The 23,159-nt window shown below is 34.5% G+C and carries 24 protein-coding genes; 19 read left to right on the forward strand and 5 right to left on the reverse strand.

Annotation, left to right across the window (positions count from 1 at the left end; genetic code table 11):
* The first annotated feature begins 84 nt into the window (after nucleotides 1-84).
* The 5 genes from AABK36_RS15275 to AABK36_RS15295 all read left to right on the forward strand — a co-directional run bounded on the left by AABK36_RS15275 (nucleotide 85) and on the right by AABK36_RS15295 (nucleotide 7,089).
* Nucleotides 85-1,176, forward strand: coding sequence for a sensor histidine kinase (locus AABK36_RS15275; protein ID WP_309938016.1), 1,092 nt, complete (start codon nucleotides 85-87; stop codon nucleotides 1,174-1,176).
* Nucleotides 1,163-1,882, forward strand: a complete 720-nt coding sequence (locus AABK36_RS15280) for a LytR/AlgR family response regulator transcription factor (RefSeq protein WP_309938015.1) — start codon at nucleotides 1,163-1,165, stop codon at nucleotides 1,880-1,882. The genes AABK36_RS15275 and AABK36_RS15280 overlap by 14 nt, the downstream gene beginning before the upstream one ends.
* Nucleotides 1,883-1,995: 113 nt before the next feature.
* Nucleotides 1,996-4,275, forward strand: a complete 2,280-nt coding sequence (locus AABK36_RS15285) for a CocE/NonD family hydrolase (RefSeq protein ID WP_309938014.1) — start codon at nucleotides 1,996-1,998, stop codon at nucleotides 4,273-4,275.
* Nucleotides 4,276-4,286: 11 nt separating this feature from the next.
* Nucleotides 4,287-4,880, forward strand: a complete 594-nt coding sequence (locus AABK36_RS15290) for a hypothetical protein (protein WP_309938013.1) — start codon at nucleotides 4,287-4,289, stop codon at nucleotides 4,878-4,880.
* Nucleotides 4,881-5,205: 325 nt separating this feature from the next.
* Nucleotides 5,206-7,089, forward strand: a complete 1,884-nt coding sequence (locus AABK36_RS15295; RefSeq protein WP_309938012.1) for a hypothetical protein — start codon at nucleotides 5,206-5,208, stop codon at nucleotides 7,087-7,089.
* Between the two features lie 105 nt (nucleotides 7,090-7,194).
* Here the strand turns inward: AABK36_RS15295 and AABK36_RS15300 are convergent, their stop codons facing one another.
* From AABK36_RS15300 to AABK36_RS15310, 3 genes are all read right to left on the reverse strand, one after another.
* Entirely contained in the window at nucleotides 7,195-7,932 is a 738-nt protein-coding gene (locus AABK36_RS15300; protein ID WP_309938011.1) for a hypothetical protein, read from the reverse strand.
* 2 nt (nucleotides 7,933-7,934) lie between these two features.
* A complete protein-coding gene (locus tag AABK36_RS15305) occupies nucleotides 7,935-8,324 on the reverse strand; it encodes a DUF7079 family protein (protein ID WP_309938010.1) in 390 nt (129 codons plus the stop codon).
* Between the two features lie 107 nt (nucleotides 8,325-8,431).
* A complete protein-coding gene (locus AABK36_RS15310) occupies nucleotides 8,432-8,833 on the reverse strand; it encodes a hypothetical protein (protein ID WP_309938009.1) in 402 nt (133 codons plus the stop codon).
* A gap of 361 nt (nucleotides 8,834-9,194) precedes the next feature.
* Here AABK36_RS15310 and AABK36_RS15315 point away from each other — a divergent pair, with 361 nt between their 5' ends.
* From AABK36_RS15315 to AABK36_RS15325, 3 genes are all read left to right on the forward strand, one after another.
* Nucleotides 9,195-9,632: a DUF6334 family protein gene (locus tag AABK36_RS15315; protein WP_309938008.1), complete on the forward strand. Its 438-nt coding sequence runs from the start codon at nucleotides 9,195-9,197 to the stop codon at nucleotides 9,630-9,632.
* A gap of 9 nt (nucleotides 9,633-9,641) precedes the next feature.
* Complete coding sequence (locus AABK36_RS15320) at nucleotides 9,642-10,133, forward strand: hypothetical protein (RefSeq protein ID WP_309938007.1); 492 nt, start codon at nucleotides 9,642-9,644, stop codon at nucleotides 10,131-10,133.
* A gap of 359 nt (nucleotides 10,134-10,492) precedes the next feature.
* Nucleotides 10,493-10,963 (forward strand): HAD domain-containing protein, encoded by a 471-nt coding sequence (locus AABK36_RS15325; protein ID WP_309938006.1) that lies wholly within the window; start codon nucleotides 10,493-10,495, stop codon nucleotides 10,961-10,963.
* Nucleotides 10,964-10,978: 15 nt separating this feature from the next.
* Here AABK36_RS15325 and AABK36_RS15330 read toward each other — a convergent pair whose 3' ends face one another.
* Entirely contained in the window at nucleotides 10,979-11,881 is a 903-nt protein-coding gene (locus AABK36_RS15330) for a helix-turn-helix domain-containing protein (protein WP_309938005.1), read from the reverse strand.
* Between the two features lie 115 nt (nucleotides 11,882-11,996).
* On the opposite strand from AABK36_RS15330, the gene AABK36_RS15335 reads away from it, so the two are divergent.
* The 5 genes from AABK36_RS15335 to AABK36_RS15355 all read left to right on the forward strand — a co-directional run bounded on the left by AABK36_RS15335 (nucleotide 11,997) and on the right by AABK36_RS15355 (nucleotide 14,831).
* The gene (locus tag AABK36_RS15335; RefSeq protein ID WP_309938004.1) at nucleotides 11,997-12,689 is read left to right on the forward strand and encodes a hypothetical protein; all 693 of its coding nucleotides are present in this window, start codon (nucleotides 11,997-11,999) and stop codon (nucleotides 12,687-12,689) included.
* A gap of 2 nt (nucleotides 12,690-12,691) precedes the next feature.
* Complete coding sequence (locus tag AABK36_RS15340) at nucleotides 12,692-12,928, forward strand: DUF2798 domain-containing protein (RefSeq protein WP_309938003.1); 237 nt, start codon at nucleotides 12,692-12,694, stop codon at nucleotides 12,926-12,928.
* 2 nt (nucleotides 12,929-12,930) lie between these two features.
* Nucleotides 12,931-13,350 carry a hypothetical protein gene (locus AABK36_RS15345; protein ID WP_309938002.1) on the forward strand — a complete coding sequence of 140 codons (420 nt, stop codon included), beginning with the start codon at nucleotides 12,931-12,933 and terminating at the stop codon, nucleotides 13,348-13,350.
* Nucleotides 13,351-13,464: 114 nt separating this feature from the next.
* Nucleotides 13,465-14,139 carry a YiiX family permuted papain-like enzyme gene (locus tag AABK36_RS15350; RefSeq protein WP_309938001.1) on the forward strand — a complete coding sequence of 225 codons (675 nt, stop codon included), beginning with the start codon at nucleotides 13,465-13,467 and terminating at the stop codon, nucleotides 14,137-14,139.
* A 155-nt stretch (nucleotides 14,140-14,294) separates the two neighbouring features.
* Nucleotides 14,295-14,831, forward strand: coding sequence for a DUF420 domain-containing protein (locus tag AABK36_RS15355; RefSeq protein ID WP_309938000.1), 537 nt, complete (start codon nucleotides 14,295-14,297; stop codon nucleotides 14,829-14,831).
* Nucleotides 14,832-14,900: 69 nt separating this feature from the next.
* Here AABK36_RS15355 and AABK36_RS15360 read toward each other — a convergent pair whose 3' ends face one another.
* Nucleotides 14,901-15,545: an outer membrane beta-barrel protein gene (locus AABK36_RS15360; RefSeq protein WP_309937999.1), complete on the reverse strand. Its 645-nt coding sequence runs from the start codon at nucleotides 15,543-15,545 to the stop codon at nucleotides 14,901-14,903.
* Nucleotides 15,546-15,681: 136 nt separating this feature from the next.
* Here AABK36_RS15360 and AABK36_RS15365 point away from each other — a divergent pair, with 136 nt between their 5' ends.
* From AABK36_RS15365 to AABK36_RS15390, 6 genes are all read left to right on the forward strand, one after another.
* Nucleotides 15,682-16,332 (forward strand): hypothetical protein, encoded by a 651-nt coding sequence (locus AABK36_RS15365; protein ID WP_309937998.1) that lies wholly within the window; start codon nucleotides 15,682-15,684, stop codon nucleotides 16,330-16,332.
* A gap of 128 nt (nucleotides 16,333-16,460) precedes the next feature.
* On the forward strand, nucleotides 16,461-16,628 hold the full coding sequence (locus AABK36_RS15370) for a hypothetical protein (RefSeq protein WP_309937997.1): 168 nt from the start codon (nucleotides 16,461-16,463) through the stop codon (nucleotides 16,626-16,628).
* A gap of 338 nt (nucleotides 16,629-16,966) precedes the next feature.
* Nucleotides 16,967-17,575: a hypothetical protein gene (locus tag AABK36_RS15375; RefSeq protein WP_309937996.1), complete on the forward strand. Its 609-nt coding sequence runs from the start codon at nucleotides 16,967-16,969 to the stop codon at nucleotides 17,573-17,575.
* Nucleotides 17,576-17,721: 146 nt separating this feature from the next.
* Nucleotides 17,722-18,519 carry a response regulator transcription factor gene (locus AABK36_RS15380; RefSeq protein ID WP_309937995.1) on the forward strand — a complete coding sequence of 266 codons (798 nt, stop codon included), beginning with the start codon at nucleotides 17,722-17,724 and terminating at the stop codon, nucleotides 18,517-18,519.
* 229 nt (nucleotides 18,520-18,748) lie between these two features.
* Nucleotides 18,749-20,446: an eCIS core domain-containing protein gene (locus AABK36_RS15385; RefSeq protein WP_309937994.1), complete on the forward strand. Its 1,698-nt coding sequence runs from the start codon at nucleotides 18,749-18,751 to the stop codon at nucleotides 20,444-20,446.
* A gap of 253 nt (nucleotides 20,447-20,699) precedes the next feature.
* Nucleotides 20,700-23,081 (forward strand): TonB-dependent receptor, encoded by a 2,382-nt coding sequence (locus AABK36_RS15390; protein ID WP_309937993.1) that lies wholly within the window; start codon nucleotides 20,700-20,702, stop codon nucleotides 23,079-23,081.
* The last annotated feature ends 78 nt before the right edge of the window (nucleotides 23,082-23,159 follow it).

Below are 23,159 nucleotides of genomic sequence, written 5' to 3' on the forward strand. Positions count from 1 at the left end.
TCAATCTTTTACTTTCACCACCGATACTTGACGCTTGTGTACTTTTTCTTTTTTAATTAGCATGATCAGACTTTCTTTGTGTCAATGAAAGGGATTAAATACATAACAGACAACAGGATCATTTCTCTCTATTGGAAATGCCAACTGATCGGATGGGGAACGGTATCCATATATTGGGCATATACGGTATATACCAGAGATCAATTCGGCTTGTTTTTCACATTGCTTAATTATGTCTTGGACATTGCTCTGGGAATAGTTTTAACGCATATTTACAGACATTATGCTAAAAAACTCAATTGGAACGAACATAATCTCGGCAATTTACTCATCAGAGTGATCCCTTCGGTTATATTCATGGCAATAGTTTATATGTTGTTTGCCAATCTCAAGACGCATTATTTTTGCAACTTCATCGCCAATAAGAATTATCTGTTATTAGACTCTCTGGACAATTGGAACCCTGTATTGATTACCGGCTTGCGTCTGATGGCGATCTGGATTTTGGCTTATCATTTATACCATTATCATCAAAACAGACTGGAGACTGCCGAACAAAATGCAGAACTGCTGGTAATCGCCAAACAAGCTCAACTGGATAACTTGTCTACTCAGCTGAATCCTCATTTTCTGTTCAACTCCCTTAACTCCATCAAGTCACTGATTATAGAAAACCCAAAGCTGGCAAGAAGAGCTGTGGATTTGTTATCTGATATATTAAGAACCTCGCTTTATGAAAAAGATGCTCCCTTTATTACTATCAAAGAAGAACTGGCATTGGTAAAAGATTATATTGATCTGGAAAAGATCCGTTTTGAAGAAAGATTAAACATGTCTATAACTGTAGACAAGGAACTAGAAAGCTGCCTGATCTTACCACTAAGCATACAGTTGTTGGTGGAAAATGCAATCAAACACGGCATAGACAAGCGCATAAATGGAGGTGAAATAAAACTCGAAATTTCCAAAGCTGAAAATGATTTTAGAATTATCATTCAAAACCCTGGAAAGCTATCTGAGAATCAAAGAGAAACTGGTATTGGAGTAAATAACCTGACCAAAAGGTTACAGCTTCATTATGATGGTAAAGCCGAGTTTGAACTGCAAAATACAGATAATGACCTTGTGCAAGCTACCCTAACAATACCAATCCAAAGAGAATATGAATACATATAAAACCATCATCATAGACGATGAGCGACTTGCGAGGGAAGAAGTAAAAAGAGCTTTGGCTGATTATCCCGAATTCATCGTAACTGGAGAAGCTTCTAATGTAAATGAAGCTCTTGCTCAGATCGAAAAAGAACGTCCTGACTTGATATTTTTGGATATTCATATGCCCGAAAAGTCAGGGTTTGAACTGCTTGAAGAACTGTCGATCGTTCCCAAAGTGGTATTTACCACGGCTTATAATCAATATGCCGTCAAAGCCTTTGAAGTGAATGCTCTGGATTATATCGTAAAGCCTTTGAGGGAGGAACGTTTTGCTGTAACGATAGAGAAGGTCAAGGCTGATTTTTCAAAGATAGAAGTGAAAAAAGCTCCTTTGCCTATGCATTATAAGATTTTCATCAAAGACGGAGAGCAATGCTATTTCGTGCCTTTGAAGAATATTCGGTTGATTCAGTCCATGGATAATTATGCCCGTTTTCACTTTGGAGATAACAAGGCTATGCTCAAAAGATCTCTGAACCTCATAGAAGAAAAGCTTGACCCAACGGTATTTTTTAGAATCAACCGCAGTCAGATAGTCAATACAGAATACATAGAAAAAATAAGTCCGGGCTTCAAGCAAAAACTGAATATCACATTGACTACAGGTGAAACTCTTGAAGTGTCCAGCCGTCAGTCCGCCCGATTCAGAAATTGGAACAGCTTCTAAAAACTAAGTTATCTTCCTTCGGAGTGAGCTAAGAGAGAGGGTTTTATCAAATCATTTTTCTTTTTGAATAAGCTAGCCTACCCTCTTTATGCATTCATAAACAATAACAAAAAATGAAATATACACTGACATTACTGATTCTGATATCCATTAATATTACAACTTTGAGTCAGTCATTTAATTTTGATAAATCAACGATATCTGATTCATTGGCTATTGAAAAAGCAATGAAAGAATTAGCTCAATCTTATATCGACTATACTCAATCAACAGCTTTAGAACTTGGACTAAGGGATCAATTTCAATTGGAAATATTGGCTGGTCAATATGAGGCTTCAATAAAGACGATAAAAAATCAGAGAAAACCATCAGAATCAAGACAAGGCCATGCTGCCAATATCCAATACGAGCTATTTGCCAAAGCTAAAAATGCACAGACCAATTCAAACAAGAGTTTCCAAGGTATATACAGATCTCTATTTAGAGAATATCTAAGCCAATGCAATGACACAAAAGCCTCGATGGCAACTATCAGCTTTACTACTTATGATGCTGTAGCGCAATTTACAGATAGTTTTAAAGACAATTACCAAAGCATTTCCAACCCCACACTGACAGCAGATGAAACTTTAGGGCTATTAAGAACCTACTTTCTATACTATGTTTATTCATCCACTGAGCCTATTATATTTGAAGAAGCAGATAGAGATGAAAACCGACGATATCTCATACAAGAAGAACTGATCGTCTCGGATATAGATGGAGCTGAACTTTCAGTCATTATTGTAAGAAAGAGAAACATACGTAAAGCTCAGCCGGCGATTTTAATCTTCACCATATACGCAGACAATTCCAACAAGAACCAAGCGATGATAGCAGCATCCAAGGGCTATGTAGGTGTAATTGCTACTTCCAGAGGAAAGCGAAAAAGCAGTAATGCTATCGAACCTTATAAACATGAGCATAAAGACGTATATGCTGTGATCGACTGGATCAGTAAGCAAAGTTGGAACAATGGAGAGGTAGGAATGTACGGTGGCAGTTATAATGGATTTACTCAATGGGCTTCTATGAAAGAAAGCGTTCATCCCGCATTGAAAACAATAGTGCCTTCTGTTTCTGCTGCCCCGGGAATAGATGTGCCAATGGAAAATAATGTATTTCATAATTTCCCTTACAAATGGATTTCATACGTTACTAATAATCAATATCTGGACAATAACGCTAACTTTGACCGAAAGCGATGGAACAGGCTTCAAAACACCTGGTTTGAAACAGGAAAAGCTTATAATAAGATGGACTCTATCGATGGAATACCCAATCCATTATTTCAAGAGTGGATCAGTCATCCTAGTTATGACAGTTATTGGCAAAGCATGATTCCCCACAAAGAGGAATTTGCGCATATCGACATTCCTATATTATCGACTACTGGATATTATGATGATGGACAACGTGGCGCCATGTATTATTATAACGAGCACCTGAAATACAAACCCAATGCAGAACATTATTTACTTATCGGGCCATACGATCACTGGGGGGCGCAATTTGCTTCAAGGGCTAACCTTAGAGGTTATGAGATCGATTCTGTAGCAACGATCAATATTCGCGAAGAGCTTGTCTTTGATTGGTTTGATTATATACTCAAAGGAAAGAAAAAGCCAGAGATACTCAAAGACAAAGTCAACTTTCAGGTAATGGGCAAGAACACATGGCTTCATGCGTCTTCACTTCAAGCAATGAATAATGATTCACTTGTTTACTACTTGAGCGATAAAAAATCTGACGAGTCTTATATGCTTTCTGATCAGAGTATCAACAAGCAAGCTTCTTTAGAACTTAAGATCGATTTAGCAGACAGATCAACTTCCAATAATACGGATTATTATCCTTGGCCGATCATCAAAGACAGTATCAACCTGCATGATGGCTTGGTATTCAAAACTTCAGCCTTTAAAGAAGAGAAAATCATCAATGGTTCTTTCTCTGGTGAATTGAATATAACATCAAACAAAAAGGACTTTGACTTCTCTGTCAATATCTATGAACGGACTCCAGAGGGAAAATATTTCCACTTGACCTATTATATCGGCAGAGCGAGCTATGCTAAAAGCAAAGAGAAAAGAGAACTCTTGATTCCTCATAAAGAAACAATAATAGCTTTTGACAATACACGGATAGTCAGTAAAAAAATAGCCAAAGGAAGCCAACTGATCATTATCATCAATGGAAATAAAAACTCTTATTCCCAGATAAACTACGGCACAGGCAAAGACATCAGCACCGAATCAATACAAGATACCAACACACCGCTGATATTGAAACTCAGTACCGAAAGTAAAATAAATATTCCTCTTTGGAACGAAGATGAAGAATTAAAAAAACTATAAACTTAATACCCATGACAAAGACAATACTAATTCAATTGACAGCAATATGGATTATTGCCGGCTGTACTCCATCTCAAACTGACAGGCCTCAGCCTCAAGATTATAAATTGGGTGAAAAATGGGTCTGGAAATGGCATCGCAAGGTAGAAGGAGAAGTCAAAGCAGAAGGAAAAGATATACAAGAAATAGTGGACTATAAAGGCGATTTGGGCTTTTGGAATGGAGTAGATACCGTTCAGCTTTCTGCTTCACTGGAATACAAACATGATGACACTCCCTTTCGTGACTGGCCCTTGTTTGTAGGAAAAAAATGGAAATACGAATCAGAATGGGAAAACAATGAAGGAACTACAGGCAAAACCAGTCAAGACGTGGAAGTCGTTGCCTTTGAAGAACTGAATGTGGAGGCGGGAAAATTCATGGCATATAAGATAGAGTACAATGGCACAGTTACCAACTCCAGAGGCTTCAACGGGCAAATGTCTGATACCTGGTGGTACGCGCCTGAATTAAAAACTTATATTAAACACATCAATGACGATGGATACGGCATCTATACAAATGAACTATCGAGTTATTCGAATAAAAAAAGGGTTGTTAACTAAACAGGCATAATATTTTAAACACCAATTATTTTAATGAGCTCAAAATCCTCAGCAACATCAAAATTAAATGTAAATTTTCTCATTAAAAATAAGTTTTAAATAATTTTTAATATTAATAATAGAGATAAATAAATAACATTTTACATAAATTAAAACAAATTATAATTAACTATAAATATCATTAACATATATATAAGTTATTTTTTATGACAAAAATAATTAATAATATAATTCAAAAACTTAATTACTTAAAATTTGATTATTTTGCTTTATAATATTTACAATGTACTTTCGATAATTAAATCACAAAAACACCCTTTCATTTATGAAAAAAACAAATTTATTATCATTAGTCATTTTATTAAGTACTCTCTTCATCTTTTCATGTAAAGATGAAATTGAAACAATTTCAAATGAAACGAAAATTGCAAATAACTCTTCCAACGCTTCTTCAGATTTAGCGTCTTTTACTGGCCATGATTTAGAAGCACAATTATTAACTAATTTTGGAGGTCCTGCAGGGTCAACTAGAAGCGCTAACACCAACAGTTCAAACACAAACTTCTCAATAGATCTTAATAATCCACCTAGAAATATAAAAATAGCAGGTGGATATACTAATAATAACTTCCTATACCCCTGGGAACCAGGCGTCTATTCAACCGTCCCTTATGCATCAGCGAATGACATAAAAAAAATTGATGGTTGGGAAGTACTATATAATGGTTTCACCAACAATTTAACTGTAAACGTAGCAGCAATTGGCTTATATAATAAATATTTAGGAAAATTTAAGTTCTTTTATTTTCACACATCATCATCCTCAGGGAATGATTTATTAGGAGCTTTAGGAGTGGATCAATCAGGAGGAAATCAATCCAAATTATTTCATCACCATGTTACAGCATTCTCAGCAACAGACAATCAAGGACAAGTTTTAAAAAGTACTACATCAACTGCAACTACAAACAGTCTCTTTTCAAATACAGGGTTAAGCCGAAATCATTGGTATTGCTTTGAATTTGATGTCACAGCTTATGATCCTGTAAATTATGAAAATAGATTCTTAACTTTTCAAATAGTACCCATTACAAGATCTCAACTAAAATTAAATGGATCAATTACTGGTGATATTACAGGAACAATTACAGGATCGTCCAATTCTCCATTTCTCAGTACTGAAAGTTTAATCAATGTAGACAAAAGTACTCATCATACACATACAAAAACAGTAAATTCTGTTGTAAATGTTACACAAACAAATATCAACTCAATAATAAATGTAGTTAAAGAAAACTCTTCTAAATCTAAATCAAGCGTTAATGTCAAGAATCTTTATAACAGTTTAGTAGACAAAGGCCTCAAATCATTAGAAAATGGTCTATCAGGCTTTATTAATTCTGGCATATCCGGGGCTTTTTCTTCTATATCAGCCTCATTATTTGGCAGCAATACTACTGAAACAATAGATAAAGTTGAACTTCAAGCTAATCTTGAAATCGATTTAAATGGTGAAATTACTACTGAAGGCGTTGGAAAAATCAGCGTTAACTATAAAATGCCTAAAGATCTTGGTATTTTTCATGTTAACAAACAACCCGTGGTTGTTGGAGGAGAAAGAATGATATTGAACCCAGGTATTACCTACTCTGATCGAGATCCATACAACCCCTCTCATTACATTTACACTCAATACTTTCGTATAGATGACATACAATATACGATAAACCCCCATGTAAAAGACAAAGCTACTGTCAATGTATCTTACGAACTTTTATACAATAAGAAAAATGTAAATTTAGATCTTTATCCAAATCAACAAGATGGTTTTTCTCAATTCATATGGGGCAATATGACTTCAGGATTTAATGGAGCTAAGCCAGCTGCATTAGATACTCATAGAGAAATATGGAAGACTAACTATATCGCATTTAATAATTTCTATATTACCCCTCAAGAGTTTGAAAAAGCCTACCGAGAGTATAGTACTAGTAATAAAAACTTTATAATAGGCGAGCCTGTAAATAATTTATCCGTTGCAGTTAAAGTTGAAGTTATTCCTAACGATGGCTCTAAAACATATATGATACAAAAAGTTTTCAAGCCATTAGTAAAAGAGAACAACACGTACAACCCATTCCCGCGTGAGTTTGACGAAATATTCGACAAATACGGCAATAATCCTAAAGGTGGAAAAAATCCAAGATAGTTTGTAATTGTATTATAGAGATTGCCTGTTCAATAGGCAGTCTCTTGCTCCAAAAACCCACATAGTACAATCTAAAATTAACATTACCCCTCTATCTCTATTTTATCAACACAAGCCTTCAGCGATAAATACTGGCTCGCCATATGCTCCTTGTTTTCGTTGAATAGATAGTTTGACAATTTCAGTGTTAACTTTTTCAATATTTATCTTCTTTTCAATTACTGGGAATAAACTTTCTGAATATAACAGTCCATAGTTGTTTTCCGCGGCGATCGATATCATTCGCACCAATGTTTCAAACTGACTTTTATATTGACTATCACCTTTTAATGTTAATACTCCTTTAGCTAGATCCCTAACCTCCGTTTCTGATATCCATCCTCTTATGCCTATTCCGCCTTGATTCCAAATCAAAGCCCCTAAATCTAATTTATCCAGGACTCTCATAAGTTTTGAATCTTCAACTTCAACAATGGAATCAATGGAATATGATCTTCCTAAATTTGCATAATACAACACACAGTTTCTTACCAAAACTCTCTCAAATAAAACAATTAAATCTTCAAAACACCATCCTTGATTATTTTCCACAAGAGTTTCTTGTTCTCCTACCATTATTTGCGAAGAAATCTCAAAAAAATGTTCTTCATGCTTTTTAAATACATCTTGCAAATTAAGGGATTCAGGCCAGCTCATTTCTAATAGCTTATTGCAATAAGCATCATTGTAATACTTGATTTCGTCTTTTATAAGCGGATGTCTGCTTCCTTCTATAAATGCGGGAATAATTTCATTGCTAAACTTTTGAAAATCAATTATAAGCAATTCCGGAAATGCACTCATATCTATTTATTTGCGACCTCATCCTTCAATTCATTGTACTTACGAGCAAATGTCACCCATTGTATGCTTTGAGTCCATTTATATGCGAAATAAGTCAATTCGGTTTGAGCTTTTTCAAAATTGCTTTTATTGTTCAAAAAATCCAAAATACTGGCAAACAACGAATTTTCCTCAAAAAAGTCAGGTTCACAAGCTTCACGATTTAAATAACTATGAAGAACGGGAAACACTTCATATTTATTAATGCTCTCTATCTCCTCAAAGGAAAAAGGGCTTTTGATCATTGCCTCAACCAATTCCTTATAATTTATTTCTTCTCGCTTATTATACAAATATAATTTTGACAACAAAATCCAAATCGGTTTGCGTTCTTCTATGTCTATGTTTTCCATCAAAATTCTTGATTTACTTGTTACTATCTCGAGGTTATTGAAAGAAGCCCCCCTTTACGCTCCGCTTCATATTATTTGATTAAAACCTCTACCTTAAGTTCTTTTAATTACTTTTCGACTAATTCAATAATATTATTCAACACAAGTACTTCACGACCATTTTGCGGTTCGATATAAGCAAAACCGACATAATACAGTTGGTTGCAAGAAGCGCAACTTGAAAGCTTACAAAACATCCCCAAACCTCCTATCCTTTCCAACTCACTAACGCTAAATTCGCTTGAAAACTCGGAAGTAAATACCATATCTGAATTCGTTGGTCCATAATTAATTATCAATGTCCCTGATTCACAGTTCGAACATTTATGGGTAAATGGTTGGTACTGGTCTGAATGTGTACTAGCCCAATAACTTCGATCGAATATATCTTGGTTCGAAAAACAAACGCTCTTAAAATTGTACTTACTAATTAAATCATTAAAATTAACTTGATTTTCAAGATCTTCCATAGGTTTTAATGTTATCAACTCTTGTTCTAATATAAAAATACGTGCGACTTATAATTAATTCTTCAATAGGTTCTTAAAATGCTATTGCATATCAAATTAAAAATAACAAAACGGTACAATTACTACTTGCAACCCCATTTTCAATAGACTTTAATTTACTATAAAAAATTCATCTAATACTACTAAATATAACAGATACATCCACATTTCAAAAATCAAATATTTAAACAAAGGGCAAATAAAGCAAATCAACATATTGATTTTATAATCACAACAATTCGGAAGCTCTTTCTTGGTTTCAACAACTGTAAAGCTCAATATATTTAGTATCTTATCACTAAGAAATAAAGCTTGTATTTTAATGATGAATTGGGAAGATATTATTTATAAGAGGGTAAAAGCAGTAAAAGTTATTGCTTTGGATTATGATGAAGCTTCCAAGCCCATGATCATCGAGATAATTTTTGAGATGGAAACAGGCAAGCTCCTGTCGCTAAAAGCCGAGCCTAATTATGACGAAATTATTATTAATATTTTAAGTTCAAACCCACCTGCAAAGCATCCTTACGCCAAGGTCTTTGATTTTATTAATAGCAATGAAAATTCTATTTTCTCACATTGCATTAACAAATCTTTTTGTTGGTTGTGGATGTCACGAAATAACCAGAATTATGAAGATGTTTTTGAATGTGAATTGCATGGAGAATTCGATAGGTTAAGCCTAAGGTTTCTTGTAGAAGGATCAGAATTTAAAATCGGAAAAATCGAAAACATGGAAATCGACTTTAAAGCAAATTAAAAGAAGAACATGAATCGTATTGAACTTAATCAAAACAAATGGGCGATTCTAATCGTGTTTTGGATCGTATTGGGATATGTTTTTTCGATTGACTTCTCTCAAAATGTTGGTTGCATTAGCTATATCACTCCTGATCTTGAGATTTACAGAGCTTCATTTGCTTTAATCAGTTTCTCACTAATTGGCTCAACATTTTTCGTTCATTCCAAGCATTATAGAATAGGAATATTTGCAATCGAATTCATACTCTATCTTACCATCTTATTCATTTTGAAAGGAGGATATATGGTAGGCTTTGGAGGAGCTCCTGATGAAGCTGTTTATCTGTATGATTGGATTGCAGTGACTCTTAGGTTTTACAATCTGAGCCTATTTATCTCAAACAGGCAAACTCCTAAAGTCAAATGGCTTCTTATTGCCCTGCCAATTATCTTGAGCTTAGCGCTGATGCAGATCAAAGCCAAATTTTTAGCCATGCCAATTTATTTCTTGAACTTATAATTCATGTTCAGCAAGCGTTTATGGATGGTACTTCCCTGATGTGTACAATACTAATGCGGGGCCTAAAATTTCCTCCAATGGAAGAACAAAAACCGGCACTCCGTATCACTACCAGTATTTCATCAAGTCCATCAACAATATCCGAAAAATATAAGAACCTCCTCTTAAATTTAGCTATTACAACCTCAGAAGCGCGAATACCTTTTTCGTGCTTTTCTCTTTCCTTCTCAACTGTTTAATTAAGCTTTGATGAATGTTATAGTTGTAAGCACATGTAATAATTATCTTTCTGTAGATGAAAATAAATCCTTAAATTCGATTATATGAACTAAGTATGTTAATATTAACCACATTATAAAATGATCAAACCCAAATTGATATTAGATCTTGATGGCGTGTTAATCACGACGGCAACTTGGAAAGCGGATGAAATTGACTCTGATGGTTATTCAAAATTTAATACAACTTGCGTTTCAAACCTTAATCGACTCTTAAAAACCAAAAAGTTCGACATTGTTTTAAGTTCAACTCGAAGAACAGTCAAAAGCTTGGATGACTTCAATGAAATTTTCATGTTCAGGCAAATCAACAGTCCTATTACAGAGTTTTTGCCAAACTATAAGAACTGTAGAAATCGAAAAGAGGAAATAGAGTGCTATATCCAAGAAGTAGATATAAAAGATTTTTTAATCATTGATGATGACAAATCTTTAAACGATGCAAATCAATTTATCAAAGATCGATTGATTCAAACTGAACTATTGAAAGGTTTTAATACAGATAAATTAAAAGAAGCTATCAACGTAATCAGTAACTGCTTTTCAGAATAGCTTTTATATAACTACTCAATGAGCTCCCAAACTCGCTTTTCTGAACTTATTAGGTGACATGCCTGCATTCTTTTTGAAGAAGTTGATAAAATTCGAGCGATCTTCAAACCCAACAATCTCAGCTATTTCATCCACGTTTTTTTCACTAAAATTCAACAGCGACTTCGCCTCGCGAAGCTTGTATTCTGTGATGATTTTTTTCGCGGGTTTTCCCGTAGTCGCTTTCACGCATTCGGACAAATACACAGAGCTGACATTTAGCTGATCAGCATACTCTCTCACCAGTGATTTTTTCTCCGCTTGCTTAAGCAGATTCTCAAATTTGTAAGTAAGTTCTTCCGCTCGGGAATGCGAAGCAATGACTAACTCATCAGACAGCTGTTTGAACTCAAGCAACAAAATGTGGAGGTAAGACTTTATAATTTCCATATCCTCTTTCTTAGTATTCTTGAACTTGCTGTAGATCTTGTTCATAATCTCGAAGAAATAAGCAGATTGCTCTGGTGTAATAAAATACACAGGTGAAAAGTGCATGTTGAAATACGGGAAATGCTGAATGACGCTATAGATGGTGGAGGAAAATGGCAAAAAGTCAACCGTGAAAAATAAGATGAAACCTTCTTTTTCATCGCCTTCTCGCTCTCTATTGATTCGAATCGTCTGGCCCGGAGATAGAAATGTTAATAGATCTTTATCCGAATTCACGCTTGTCCCATCTATCGAAACATCCGTGGATGAATTCTTAACCAAAGTCACTTCAAAAAAATGCTCCGATCTTAAGTTTATCTGTTTTGGCAACTTATGCTTGTCTTCTCCATAATGGATTATATGGAAAAAATCATTCTTTTGTTCCTTGTCAAGGTTTATCCTTTCCAATAAATTTTTGATCGAAGCAACTTGCTCAATATTTTCTTCCATTTTCAAATTTACCTAGATTTTCACACTTTACACCCATTTAAGCACACCTAAATTCATATCGCAAGTCTCTAGCTTTGTACTATCAAAAGTTTAGAAACCTAATTATCATCAAGTTATGAAAAGAATCATCATACTGTTTTTTACTTGCTTAAGCATAATAAGTTATGCTCAAGATCACAGTCAAACTGAAGAATATGGAAGCTATGAAGCTCCAATACCTATCGAACTGATGGTTGGCAATAAATGGCTAATGTTTCAGAATATTATTTCCAAAAACTTTGGCAAAAATGACCAATTCAACTATTTCAACCTAGTCAACTATGAAGTGAATCACAAAAGAAACGACAATGAAGGCAGTCATGGAGCAAATCAGGAGGCCTCATATATTGTTCAATCCATATTTTCCTATAATCTAACACAACATTTTTCTTTGGGTGCCGGAGCGAATTTAAAAGCTTTCGGAGGATTCAATCCTATCATCGCGGGACAATACACGCATTTTTCCCGCAATTTTGGCTTAGTGCTTCAGCCTTCCTTTGAATTTGGCGAAACAAGGATCGCAGAACTATTCGCGCTATTGGAATGGTATCCGGACATACAAAAAAGCTGGCAACCTTACTTCAGCATTCAAGGCGCTTCAAACTTGGCAACTGCTACCAGAGAGCATGAGTTTTCATACATGAATTCGCGTTTGGGTATCCAGTATAAGAACATAAGGCTTGGAGCCGCAATCAATAGCCGATTCATTGGTGAAAACTTCATGGATGAATGGAACACAGGCGCATTTTTTTCCATTTTAATCCACTAACCATGACTGTCAATAAAAGCATCTACGGAATCATATTCAGCTTGATTATCAGTTTCATCATGTTGTTTTTCATGTCATTCTTCATGATTGCGATAAACGTTGGATTTACTCCAAAATTTATAAACGCTTGGCTAGGAAGCACAGCATTAGGTTTAGCCATAGGATTCCCAATAGCAAGCTTCTTTGTGCCCTTGACTCAGAAAATTTTAGAAAAATATATAACCATCAAAAAGAATTAGTTATGCGAGACATCATGTTAATCGTTCACTTTATTGGACTAGCCATGTTCTTAGGAACAGGGTTCGCCTTTATGATATTGGAAATCGCCAATGCCAAACTCGAAAAATCCGACCTTTTAAAATTCAGTATTAGAATATTGCCTTTGAGCAGAATTGGACATATCGGCTTGTTCTTGCTGATTCTTTCCGGCGGATATTTGATGACTCCTTACTGGCAAGCGCTGGGCAGTATTCTGTATTTAAAAATCAAGCTTGGACTGGTTATTCTACTAGCCGTAGTGATTTCCATCATCGCTATTTACTCAAAAAAAGCAAAAACTGACAATGCGGAAAAATACCTCGCTAAAATAGAGCCTTATAGCAAAGCGGCATTTGTTCTGGGATTTGCGATCATCATACTGGCAGTGCTGACTTTTCACTAAGATTATAATTGAAATGATTTGGAGGACTTTTTAGCATAGCAAATCATTTCATTCAATTTTTATGATTGCTTCATCGTAACTTAGCGTAACTAGATCACTAAAAACTAAATTCGAATGAAGGTATTCATAACTTTTCTTACAGCCTGCATAATTAGCTTCCTTCTTTATTCTGGCATTCAAATGCATCAATTTGCTGAAGGAGTAAAAAATGACACTGCCCGATTCAAACATTTCAAATTGCGCAATGAGATACAAGAAGGCGATATCATCTTCCAAACCTCTCAATCAAGCCAAAGCAAAGCAATTCAACTTGCTACGCATTCAAAGTACAGCCATATGGGAATCATATTCAAGAGAGATAACCAATATGTTGTTTATGAGGCAATACAACCTGTTCAATTAACTTCTCTGAAAAAATGGATTGTTCGCGGCCAAAATGGTCATTACATAGTCAAGCGTCTTAAAAATGCGGAAACAGCATTAACCGAAGACGCTATAAAAAAGATGAAACAGGTAGGGAGCCACTATTTGAACAAACCCTACGATATTCATTTCGAATGGTCGGATGACAAAATTTATTGCTCTGAGCTGGTCTGGAAAATTTACAAAGAAGCTACAGGTATAGAAGTTGGAAGCCTTCAACATTTATCCGATTTTGATTTACGCGACAAGGTTGTCCAGTCGAAAATGAAAGAAAGGTATGGGAATAATACTCCATTGGATGAACCCGTAATTTCACCGGCAGCGATGTTCCACTCTGATAAATTGATAACTGTTGCTGGGAATTAGCCCTCTATTATTTCAATCCTTCGAACTTAAGAATATCAAATAAAATCGAAAGCTAACTTTGTGAATAATTTATTTTAAATCTCTAAATATTCAATTAAAATAGCACTATTGAATCTTTTCTTATATAACAGCAAACACTGCAAAACTATATTCACATGCCCGAACTTGTAAAAACCGAAAGAAACTACTCCAAAGCAATATGGATCTTATCCATTGGCATAAACCTTTTGATTGGCCTTGCTTATTTTATACCAACGATCACTTTATCACAAAGCTATGATTTCTCTTACATTCCCAAATTGAATGCGACGCTAAACGGTTTGACCTTCCTTAGTTTGCTTGGGGCTTTGATCAGCATTAAACTTAAAAAGCTAACCCTGCACAGAAATTTCATTTTCGCCGCTCTGGGCTTCACTGGAATTTTCCTTGGATCATATTTGCTTTACCACTTTACAACGCCTTCAACAGCTTATGGAGGTGTAGGAATGATTAAAGTTGTGTATCTATTTATCTTAATCACCCACATACTGCTTGCCGCTTTGATTGTGCCTTTGGCATTGGTGTCAATTGCCAGAGGCTTGAACATGAAAACCGAAAAACACAAAAAAATCGCTCGTTGGGTCATGCCGATATGGCTTTATGTCAGCCTTACTGGTGTTGTTATTTACTTGATGATCTCGCCTTATTACTAAGCCCACTTATTGATAAACAGTGATAGTTAAAGGCATACAATTATTTAAATGTATGCCTTTAAGTTTTTTCTACAAAAAGAAACAAAGCCCCACCACAGCGTCAATTTCCTTTATCTTTTTCTTATGATCAGCATCATCTTGATTTTTCAACATAGTATACTGATAATTCAACCCAAGCTCAACCGAAATACTAGGAGTAATAAAATATGCAGCTCCTGCTCCACCAACTAAATTAATACCGTTATACTTCTGTTCAAAATCACCTGAGTATTGACGAGACAATGAATATCCTGCCCCTATTTGCGCGTATGGTTTAAACTTCTGCTCTGTAAAATAATATTTAGAAAACATATTGAAATCTAAACCAGTAAGTTTGTTATTCATCTTAATTCTTTGGATATCATCACCGCTATTGATAAAAAACATACCATTTAGGTTAGAATATAAATAACTTATATCCAATCCAATAATCAAATTATCGATAACAGTATAACCTGCCCCTATATTAATATTAAAATTCTTATCATCATCATCATCATAACTTACCTTGTTACCGTCAACAATAAACACCTCAGTGGACTTTTCAGATTTAAATCTAATATTGCTTGAGCCTCCGATCATTATTTTACCTTTTTCAATGGCTTGAGCCTTGGAATTATCAGCCAATCCAATAAATACGCAGATAATAAGTGCAAATTTTGTTAGTTGTTTCATTTTAGGTATTTTATCTTGTGCAGATGTAAATATAACAATAAATTCAAAAAATATAAATAAAGAAAAACTATGGAAATGATCTACCAACCATAATAAAACAATATATTTATAAATAAAGAAAAAAATAAACAACTCAATGAAGCTAAATTACATTCTTTTATTTTTAATTAATGTGACAATATCCATTAGCGTTAAGGGGCAAACTAAAGAAGCCGATCTTTACAAAGCAGCTTATGATTATTTGAATGACTCTATTGTTAAATCCAAATTTGTTGATGCGAAAACACTTGCAAAAAACTGTTCATACAGATCTATAACGATCAAAGCAAATGGAAAACAAGTAAACACTAAATTCAAATTTAATTCTGAACTTCAAGTAGCTTATGAGTTTAACGATCACCGAAGAGGTTTTCCCATCGAAAATTTTATAAAATCAAAGCTAACATTATCAAAAGATTGCTTAACAGCTCTTAGAATGAATACTAGAACATGTGACGAAGTCAACTATCTCTCAGATTCACTTGAAACTTTTTGGCAAGATTACGAAATGAAATCATACGAAAAGATTAAAGAGTCATTGAAAAACCTGCCATCAAAAAGAAAAGACGGCTTTCAAGTTTTCTTTTCAGATATATACAAAAACACATTGTCAGCGGAGATAGATGGTTTTTGTGCTCCTTATGACAAAGTCAAAAGAGTTGGAGCTCCGCTTTTCTTCTTTTTTGTATTTAACGATCAAGGCGAAATAATAGAAGTTTATTCAGGTAAAACGATGCACTATAATTAAAAAAGCGAATAGATTTTTATCACATAAATAACACGCACTCAATCTATATGTATAACGAAACCGATGAGGATTTAAAACAAGTTCATATATCAATACTAAATCTGCTTTATTTGTCTAAAAATCAATCAATGCAAAAGTCCATACTTATAAACAAGCTATTAGAGTCTTACTCTTTGGATTCAATCGATCGAATTTTATCAGAACTAACAGCAATGGACTTAATTGAGTTGGAAGCAGATGAAAATACCATATTTCTAGCTTTTAACAGCTACTTTTATTTGGAAAGCTTGAACTAGGTCCAACTTATTAAAGATCCTGATACAAAGTATCCAACCTTAGATGAAACAAGAGAAACTGTAGATCTATTTGGATATAAAAAATACAAAAAATATGTTTTCATTTGGCTCATACTATTCAGCATCATTTCGATAATCTATAGACACTTTTTTAATTCAACATACAAAAGCAAAAAAACTGATATTGATATAGTATTAACAGATGAGGTATTAATGGATATTAAAAATAAATTACAAGATAATTTAGACTCATTAGATATTAATTAACTAAATATGATAAATGAAATTTTTAAAAGATGCTTTACTAATATCATCAGTTCTCTTTTAATTTCACTTTTTTGTCAGAAAGCTTCAAATGCCTAGGTCAGGCTACAAGTTCTGATGAAACCATTTATTGGATTGACACAGTAAATGGTCAAAATTTTTTAAAAATATTCTCAACAGCTGATCATGACTTGAAAAACTTAGTCGCCGAATACGGAAATAGTAAAGTTGAGCATGTTTTCAATCTTGACTCCAAAGGTTTCGAACTTATTAACATTCCCTTCCACAATCAAATCGAATGGATCACAGATGACAGTTTCGCGCTTGTTGAAAACTGTGGAGTAAATTGCATATACGCTTTAATATTTAATACCCACAAAGAAAAACCTATTCTAACTTCACTGCTTTATTATCCGAGATTAAAACATGCAAACTTTATAACAGATAATAACAATTATTACGCGACTTTCAATCTCTCCACGTCAAAGCCAAGTTTCATAATTGTAGATACCGACAGTCAAAAAAAGGATACTATAAATATCCCCGAAACTTGGATTAGAAGTATCGGTTCAATACCTAGTATCATTGACAGTGTTAAAATAAAAAACAATCGCATTGAAATCGTTCAAATAATTGACTCTATCACTACTAGAACAAGCTCAAAAATAATTAAGCTCAAGTAAGCATCAAATAAAACAAAAGAATAAACTTCAACATCTAAAAATCCTTTAATACATTTAATTAATATATATATTTGTATTCAAACTCACCCAAGCTTGATTTTATTATAGTTTTACAATAAGCATTGTTCATATCTCTTTTGCTCATTATGGAGAAAATCTACTACAAACATTTTTTTGATCTAAATAATGCAAAATACGATTTTGAAGAAGCTCCCTATGAAGAAATTGAAAAGCACATTCAAAATATTCAACAAATGGAATCGCTTTTGCCCGCTTCCCAATCATTCTACATGCTTATCGATATGGGCAGAAAAAACATTCCTTACGTAAGCTCAAATATCAAACATTGCCTGAGTATAAACACTGATAATCTAAAGATCCCAGGCACTGAGGAATGGATAAAAAATGTATTCGCAGAAGACCGGTTGCCTTGGATAGAACTCGTTGAAAAGCTGTATGAAAAAGCTAAGGAAACGGTTCCCGCAAGCCAGTACATGAATTGCGCATATACTTGGAATTACAGATTTAATTCAAGCGGCAAAACATTCAACCTTATCTCGCATTACACCCCTTTGATTCTAAATGCCAATAATGAACATGTGTTGGGACTGTCACACATATCTATTTTGGATGTCAAATTCTTCAAGGAAGTCAGCGGAAGCCTTATGTGCCTTAACGAGCACAATGCATATGAAACTCTTTGCCTTATTTCGAACCCACAAGTCATAGATTTTAAATCTTTAACGAATAGAGAAAAAATCATAGTCAAATGTCTTGCTTGCGGAGAATCGGCGCAGGACATTTCTGATAAATTGCATATTAGCATACATACAGTATATACGCATTGCAAAAACATTTACAAAAAACTAGAGATCAATTCATCCGGCGAACTTGTCTCTTTTTATAAAAACAACCCTTTTTGTTTTGAAGATCTCGGCAATTAAGCCTTTAAGCCAAACCTCTGTTTTTCAAATTTATTTTTGGATACATTACGTTTGAAAACTTCCTTTCAGTTCACATTTTAAAGGCGAAAGACTTAAATATACCTAAATTGGGTATTTACAATATTTCTAGATCTTAATATAATTGTTCTAATAATTAATCTGTCAAAGGTATTGATAGACCAAACTTGCGCACGGACAAATTATAAACTAGATCTTTCTTACACAACTAATGAATCAATCCAAACAGGATCACTCCAATAATACTACCCTTCAGTTTCTAGCGGATCAAAAAATGAAAGCCAATTGGAAAGCAGTCCAATTGAAAAAAAAAGATAATTCAAAATCCAGCTTTGAAAATTCTAACAATGACTTGAGTATCGCACAATTGCATGCGGATATTGAAGCGATAAAATCCAGTGAGCATTTTAAAATGTGGAATACGCCTCCTTCTGGAGACTTGCCGGCTCAAAAAAAAGAAAATTCAACAACTAGACACACCAATCTAGACGCATCCAAATCAAATAATACAGGACTTCCGCATCAACTTAAAACCGGTGTTGAAAACCTCTCCGGTTACTCTATGGATGATGTCAAAGTACATTACAACTCCGACAAACCCGCTCAACTGCAAGCTCATGCCTTTGCTCAAGGTACAGATATTCATATTGCTTCCGGCCAAGAAAAACATTTGCCGCATGAAGCTTGGCATGTAGTGCAACAAAAACAAGGAAGAGTGAAACCGACTATGCAAATGAAAGGCAAAGTCAATATCAATGACGACGCTGGCTTGGAGAAAGAAGCGGATGAGATGGGAGCTAAGGCAATAGATTATTCCGAAAAAATTGAGACACATATAAACCTTAATAATTCCCGTACCTCAAAAAATCAAGGAATTACTCAACGCTTAGTTATAAATGCCCAAAGTAATGACAGAGGAGTAAGGGATGCTGTTAATAGCACTGTAACTCATCGACAGTGGGGTGACGATAATAATGAACTAAACGAACAAGAAGCCAGAAACCATCACCAATCCACAGTATATGAAAATAGTGAAGATAATGCATTGAGTGATTTCAATAATAATGAACCTATTCATATTGTGGGACATGGAGCTGTTGTTCTTGATGATAAAAATGTTGGGTTTAGAGCTATTACTATTGGCAATAAAAGCCCTGAAGAATTAGTAGAATTTTTCAACCGAACAAATTTGCCTAAAGATTTCACTGGATTAATATATCTTCAAGCTTGTTATAGCGCGGCGGGTTATCATAAATCCTTTCTGGAAAGATTTAGAAAATGCATGTTTAAAAATGGATGGACTAGTTTCAAAATTAAAGGAAATTTAGGTTCTTCACGTGTCACAAATGGAGCAATTGATATTCAAGATCAAAATAAAGAAACAGCCGCACTCTATTGGCTTTTAAGCAATAGTAGACCTATTATTGAAGAAATTAAGAACACTCCGCTTCCCACTCTCGCAAAGGTTTTCAGAAATAGAAGAAGACAATTTTTAGAAGCAAGATCTGAAAGTGTAGTGGAAATCAAAGAACTATTAGAAGAAAAACTAGTCAATGTTAAAGTAGAAGAAGCAGGAGAAGTAAAAGAAGTAAAGGTCGCAGGAGAAGCAGAAGCAGAAGAAACTACTCCTGTATATTCTGCAGAGTCCCCTGAAAACACCATCATAACTCCAGCAAGCACTCCTATCTCACTTCCAAATGAAAATATTTATTATAAAGACAATGAAAAGTATCGAAATAAACTTATTCGTAAATCAAAAAGCCTCATAGAATTTTTAGAAAGTGAAAAGTTCTGTAGCGATGACTTAAGAAAAATTGAATACAAAATTAAAATCCAACAAAAAGCTATTAATCAAATAGTTTCATTAATAGAAAGACCTCTTTATGAATCAAATGAAAACAACAATTGATAAACAGTATTGAATCGACTGACAATAAAAATATTATAAAATAGAACTTAATATAAAAACAGACACATTACATAAAACGTATTAGACAATAATATACAAAGGTTTAAAAATTTTATTCCGTTAGTCATTTCATAAAAGACAGGAAAGCTATTGCATTTGTCTCATAAATAAATTTTTTAAAATTATAATTATGAGAACAACCGCAACTCCTCTCTGTAACACAGTTTTGCTTGTTATACTAATATTATCAGGCATGCTTCCAATAAGAGCCCAGCATATTATTCATCATAATATCTCAGGGCGAATAATCGATGAAAACAAAGAACCTGTAAGCTTTGCGAATGCCGCCTTGCTTTTCTCTTCAGATTCAACACTTGTCAACGGAACAGCCTCCGATGAACATGGATTTATCGAAATTAAAAATATCGAGGCAGGAAAGTATCTCTTAAAAATATCGGCTATAGGCTACGAGCAACACATACAGCCAATTTCGATATCATTAGATAAAATACATCATAATCTAGGCGAGATTATCGTGCGTCAAAGTATCAAAGAACTGGAGTCTGTTGAGGTCATCGGTCAGCGACAAGTAATCGAAAGAAAAATCGATCGTTTGGTATTTAATGTCGAAAACACTATACTCACAAGTGGGGCAGACGGTCTTGAAATACTGTCAAAAACGCCGGGAATAATCGTTGATCATGAAGGAAATATCAAAATCCACGGCAAAGACGGTGTAGTGGTAATGATCAATGACAAACGAAGCTATCTTACAGGAAAAGAGCTGTCAGACATGCTCAAATCCATGAGTGCAGACAATATTTCCAGCATCGAAGTGATCACGAACCCTTCCGCTAGATATGATGCGGAAGGCAATGCAGGAATATTGAATATTGTGCTCAAAGAAATGAAAGAAAAAGGCTATAACGGGAGTATATACGCAGGTATCAATCAAGGCAAATATCCAGGAGCAAACACTGGGGCAAATTTCAACTTCAGAGCAGGTAAATTCAGCGGGTATCTTCAAGCCGACTATAGATACTATGAAGGCTTTGATCAATTGTATTTGGAAAGAGAAGTTGGACAAGAAGCTGAAAAAGAAATCGTAAGGCAAGACACATATAATCCTTACGATTTTCAAACTCCCTCATTAAGAATAGGGTTGGATTATGATGTTAATGAAAAAAACATCTTTGGAATCATGTTTAATGGATACACAAGATCAAGATCTGTGGTCTATGAAAATATAACGGAGATCTATAATCATAACAATCAACACATATCTGATATCTGGTCTGATTCTCATAGCGAAATGGACTTTAGCTCTTATTCCTTCAACCTAAATTATATACATAAATTTGATACTCTTGGTCAAAGGCTATCAGTGGACCTAGACTACAGCAACTTTGAAAATGCAGAGGAAGCATACTACAAAAGCAAAGTGCTTTCGGATGCAACAAAAGATGAAATCGAAGAGGCAAGGAGCTACCAACCTTATGAAGTCAGAATAGTCAGCTCCAAATTGGATTATGAAAAACCAATAGGCTTATATAAGCTAGAGTCCGGGTTAAAATTCAGTCATTCGTTAGTCGATAATGACGTAAGGTTTGATTCACTCAAAAATAATGAATGGGTTATTGATAAATACCGAACCAATGACTTTACCTACGAGGAAGCAATTCCGGCAGGTTATGTTAACTTCTCAGGTCCTATCAGTAAAAAAATAACCTTCCAAAGCGGTCTACGTGTGGAACATACAATAACCAATGGCCGATCAAAGAATGAAAACAAGCTAGTAGACCGTAAATACACTAGTTTTTTCCCCAGCTTATTTCTTAAATATGATATCGACGATGACCATAGCCTAAGCTACTCGTACAGCAGACGCGTGCGTAGGCCCACATTTAGCCAGCTCAATCCTTTTTTATTCTTTTTGGATCCCTTTACAGGATTACAAGGCAACCCATACCTTAAACCCGAATTTACAAACAATCTTCAGCTAGATTATATATTTTCGCAAAAGTATGCTATCTCTCTATCCTATACACATACAACTGATGTGCTCAACACTTTGATAACACAAGACAATAATGCGCAATTGATGATACAATCCTTTGCGAATATAGATCAAAGACAAAATTATTCAATTAATATCAACATTCCCGTCTCTGTCTCCAAATGGTGGGAAATGAGCAACTCATTATCATTGTTCGGCAATAGGTTTAAAACCGATAACGAATACACCACATTGGATCAAAGCCAATTTAGCGCTTACATACAAAACATCAATACTTTCTTGATCGGTAAAACTATTAAAGCGGAATTCTCGGGCTGGTATCAAAGTCCTTCGTTGAATGGAAGCATGAAACTCGATCATATATATGAATTTACTATCGGATTGGAAAAATCTTTTTTTGACGAACGCCTCAGCATCAATGCAAAAGCAAGGGATGCATTTCGAACATTAAAATTTAGCGGTCATTCTATACAAGACAATGTCACGCTTGATCTCCGACAAAGTTACGACTCCAACCGATATCAAATCACCCTAAGATATAATTTCACAAAAGGAACTAAAGTGCAAAACCGAACTAGAAGCTCAGGCAACAAAGAAGAACAAAACCGTGTGGAATAAACCTATTATTTAAAAATGTAACTTAACATACTAACTCAACTACAGATGATATTTAAAACAACAATACTCTTAACCATA

Origin of the sequence: Aureibacter tunicatorum (assembly GCF_036492635.1) — a bacterium.
GTDB lineage: Bacteria > Bacteroidota > Bacteroidia > Cytophagales > Cyclobacteriaceae > Aureibacter > Aureibacter tunicatorum.

Excerpts from the sequence above, each read along its gene's own strand:
- AABK36_RS15275 (WP_309938016.1), top strand. The coding sequence starts at position 85 with ATGAAAGGGATTAAATACATAACAGACAACAGGATCATTTCTCTCTAT.
- AABK36_RS15280 (WP_309938015.1), top strand. The coding sequence starts at position 1,163 with ATGAATACATATAAAACCATCATCATAGACGATGAGCGACTTGCGAGG.
- AABK36_RS15285 (WP_309938014.1), top strand. The coding sequence starts at position 1,996 with ATGAAATATACACTGACATTACTGATTCTGATATCCATTAATATTACA.
- AABK36_RS15290 (WP_309938013.1), top strand. The coding sequence starts at position 4,287 with ATGACAAAGACAATACTAATTCAATTGACAGCAATATGGATTATTGCC.
- AABK36_RS15295 (WP_309938012.1), top strand. The coding sequence starts at position 5,206 with ATGAAAAAAACAAATTTATTATCATTAGTCATTTTATTAAGTACTCTC.
- AABK36_RS15300 (WP_309938011.1), bottom strand. The coding sequence starts at position 7,932 with ATGAGTGCATTTCCGGAATTGCTTATAATTGATTTTCAAAAGTTTAGC.
- AABK36_RS15305 (WP_309938010.1), bottom strand. The coding sequence starts at position 8,324 with ATGGAAAACATAGACATAGAAGAACGCAAACCGATTTGGATTTTGTTG.
- AABK36_RS15310 (WP_309938009.1), bottom strand. The coding sequence starts at position 8,833 with ATGGAAGATCTTGAAAATCAAGTTAATTTTAATGATTTAATTAGTAAG.
- AABK36_RS15315 (WP_309938008.1), top strand. The coding sequence starts at position 9,195 with ATGATGAATTGGGAAGATATTATTTATAAGAGGGTAAAAGCAGTAAAA.
- AABK36_RS15320 (WP_309938007.1), top strand. The coding sequence starts at position 9,642 with ATGAATCGTATTGAACTTAATCAAAACAAATGGGCGATTCTAATCGTG.
- AABK36_RS15325 (WP_309938006.1), top strand. The coding sequence starts at position 10,493 with ATGATCAAACCCAAATTGATATTAGATCTTGATGGCGTGTTAATCACG.
- AABK36_RS15330 (WP_309938005.1), bottom strand. The coding sequence starts at position 11,881 with ATGGAAGAAAATATTGAGCAAGTTGCTTCGATCAAAAATTTATTGGAA.
- AABK36_RS15335 (WP_309938004.1), top strand. The coding sequence starts at position 11,997 with ATGAAAAGAATCATCATACTGTTTTTTACTTGCTTAAGCATAATAAGT.
- AABK36_RS15340 (WP_309938003.1), top strand. The coding sequence starts at position 12,692 with ATGACTGTCAATAAAAGCATCTACGGAATCATATTCAGCTTGATTATC.
- AABK36_RS15345 (WP_309938002.1), top strand. The coding sequence starts at position 12,931 with ATGCGAGACATCATGTTAATCGTTCACTTTATTGGACTAGCCATGTTC.
- AABK36_RS15350 (WP_309938001.1), top strand. The coding sequence starts at position 13,465 with ATGAAGGTATTCATAACTTTTCTTACAGCCTGCATAATTAGCTTCCTT.
- AABK36_RS15355 (WP_309938000.1), top strand. The coding sequence starts at position 14,295 with ATGCCCGAACTTGTAAAAACCGAAAGAAACTACTCCAAAGCAATATGG.
- AABK36_RS15360 (WP_309937999.1), bottom strand. The coding sequence starts at position 15,545 with ATGAAACAACTAACAAAATTTGCACTTATTATCTGCGTATTTATTGGA.
- AABK36_RS15365 (WP_309937998.1), top strand. The coding sequence starts at position 15,682 with ATGAAGCTAAATTACATTCTTTTATTTTTAATTAATGTGACAATATCC.
- AABK36_RS15370 (WP_309937997.1), top strand. The coding sequence starts at position 16,461 with ATGCAAAAGTCCATACTTATAAACAAGCTATTAGAGTCTTACTCTTTG.
- AABK36_RS15380 (WP_309937995.1), top strand. The coding sequence starts at position 17,722 with ATGGAGAAAATCTACTACAAACATTTTTTTGATCTAAATAATGCAAAA.
- AABK36_RS15385 (WP_309937994.1), top strand. The coding sequence starts at position 18,749 with ATGAATCAATCCAAACAGGATCACTCCAATAATACTACCCTTCAGTTT.
- AABK36_RS15390 (WP_309937993.1), top strand. The coding sequence starts at position 20,700 with ATGCTTCCAATAAGAGCCCAGCATATTATTCATCATAATATCTCAGGG.